Here is a 1831-nt window from a genome sequence, read left to right as displayed (position 1 = left end):
CTCCCACTATAAAGTAATGTTTTCTCGCGTTTTCTCGCGTATTCTCCCATTTTCAACATTGACAGATTGAGAAGGAGAGTGGAGAATGTCAGGTAGCGCCCATTTCTGCGTTAAAGGGTAGGCGGGAACAGAGCCTGTCAATATCCGTTTCCAGACTGTGGATAATTAGGTATGATCGCACAGTGGATCTCCACTTCCGCCCTTGGGGTTTACCCTCCCATGTCACGCTGGGTCGATGCCCTCACATTCCTTCGTTCTACCTCTCAAGGGGTGGAGGCCGATTCTTGCTCCTTTACAGGGTCGTTGCCCTTATGGACGATGTCCTTCGGCTTCTCCGGTGCTTCCATTGTCCGTGTTGTTCACATGTGAATAAAGCGAGATAAACGGAGTTATGAACCGTTGAATTGCCAGGCCGGCTTAGGCTGCGTGTTGGTCAAGCTGCGCTTGCCGAACCGGTCCGATTACATCCCTTGCGTTGTACATCTTCTGCGTTGTCCCCAGTGTATAAAAGACGCGAATCAACTTTCCACACAGCGCGATCATCGATTGCTTCTTCTTCAGCGGGTTCTGGCTGCGCGTTGTGTAATACTTGTGGAGCGCTTTGAATTCCGCATTCCTCGCTACCATCGGCAGCATAACCCGAAACAGAAGGGCGCGGAGGCGCGAGCGTCCTCGCTTGCTGATGCCAGTCTTTCCCTTGCGCTTCCCAGAGCTGTTCTCGGTCAGATTCAGCCCGGCCAGCCGAATGATCTGTTGGCCATGGTCGTAGTTGTTCAGGTCGCCTACCTCCGCCAGGAAACCGGCCACCGTCAGCACGCCGACGCCCGGCACACTCAACATGTGCTCCGTTCCCGGAATCTTCTCCAGAATCTGCATGACGCTCGTCATGATGGTTTCTTCCTGCTTGACGTACAGATCGTACTGCTCCAGTAAGGCCGCCAGTTCGATTCGGGCTGCCGCCAGTCCCTCAGTCAGTCCAATAGAGGACATTGCGGCTACGTACAGTCGCTCGGCTCGCTTGATGCCGATTCCTTGCTTGATTTCCGTCTTCCAGTGCGTTAGCGCGCCTCGGGCTCCCTCCGCAAGGATTTCCTCCGGCGTGGGGAACTGGCGCAGCGTCATCCGTGATGCTTTGCCGGTCCAATCCTTGAACACGGTTGGATACTCCGGAAAGTAACGGTCCGTCCAACCGGTGATCCGAGCTTTCACCTGATTCAGGTTCACGGTGATTTTCCCCCGAAGGTTCATCAGAATTCGCAGTTCGGCATATTCCTTCGTCGGCAGATTGGGCACCGAGTACTTCCCATTACGAACCAGGTCTGCGATGACTTTCGCATCCTTGTAGTCGCTCTTCGTCTGGGAGTTGTCCTCCAACTCTTTGCTTTTATTCACATGGTGTGGATTGACCACAACAACCTGGATGCCTTGCTCCTCCAAGAATGCCGCTAACGGGAACCAGTAGTGCCCGGTAGGCTCGATGCCGAATACGATGTCGGTTTTCTCCTGCATGCGGCCAAGTTCCTTCATCCACTCTGACAGCTTCGTTAGCCCTTCCTGATCGTTATGGAACACGCAATCTTTGCCGAGCTCAATGCCGCGAAAATCCACTGCACGAGCTACATGAACTTTCTTGGCAATATCCGCTCCGACGACAAGGGTCGATTCGGTAATTCGTGTAATTCGTTGATTCTGTTTCTGTTTTAGTTTATGCTTCATGGTGAGCGCCTCTTTCGTTATTGGGATTTGTTCTCTGCTTGGAACGTTTCCCAGTATACCAAGTGGCGCTTTTCTACTCAAACCTCAAATTACTTCATTACAGGAATGGCTCCTT

At 52.6% G+C, this 1831-nt stretch carries 2 protein-coding genes; one reads left to right on the top strand and one right to left on the bottom strand.

Translation table 11 applies throughout. The annotated features are described in order from the left end of the window. Positions 1–219 precede the first annotated feature (219 nt). A complete protein-coding gene (locus J2S11_RS22160) occupies positions 220–369 on the top strand; it encodes a hypothetical protein (protein WP_307398379.1) in 150 nt (49 codons plus the stop codon). Positions 370–417: 48 nt separating this feature from the next. Here the strand turns inward: J2S11_RS22160 and J2S11_RS22155 are convergent, their stop codons facing one another. Then, entirely contained in the window at positions 418–1716 is a 1299-nt protein-coding gene (locus J2S11_RS22155) for an IS110 family RNA-guided transposase (RefSeq protein WP_307398377.1), read from the bottom strand. Between the last annotated feature and the right edge of the window lie 115 nt (positions 1717–1831).

It is taken from the genome of Bacillus horti, from assembly GCF_030813115.1.
In the GTDB taxonomy this organism is placed as follows: domain Bacteria; phylum Bacillota; class Bacilli; order Caldalkalibacillales; family JCM-10596; genus Bacillus_CH; species Bacillus_CH horti.
This window is presented reverse-complemented; position numbering and strand designations above follow the sequence as displayed.

What these genes read in the sequence shown, in the direction of transcription:
- J2S11_RS22160 (WP_307398379.1), top strand. Translation starts at nt 220, where the DNA reads ATGTCACGCTGGGTCGATGCCCTCACATTCCTTCGTTCTACCTCTCAA.
- J2S11_RS22155 (WP_307398377.1), bottom strand. Translation starts at nt 1,716, where the DNA reads ATGAAGCATAAACTAAAACAGAAACAGAATCAACGAATTACACGAATT.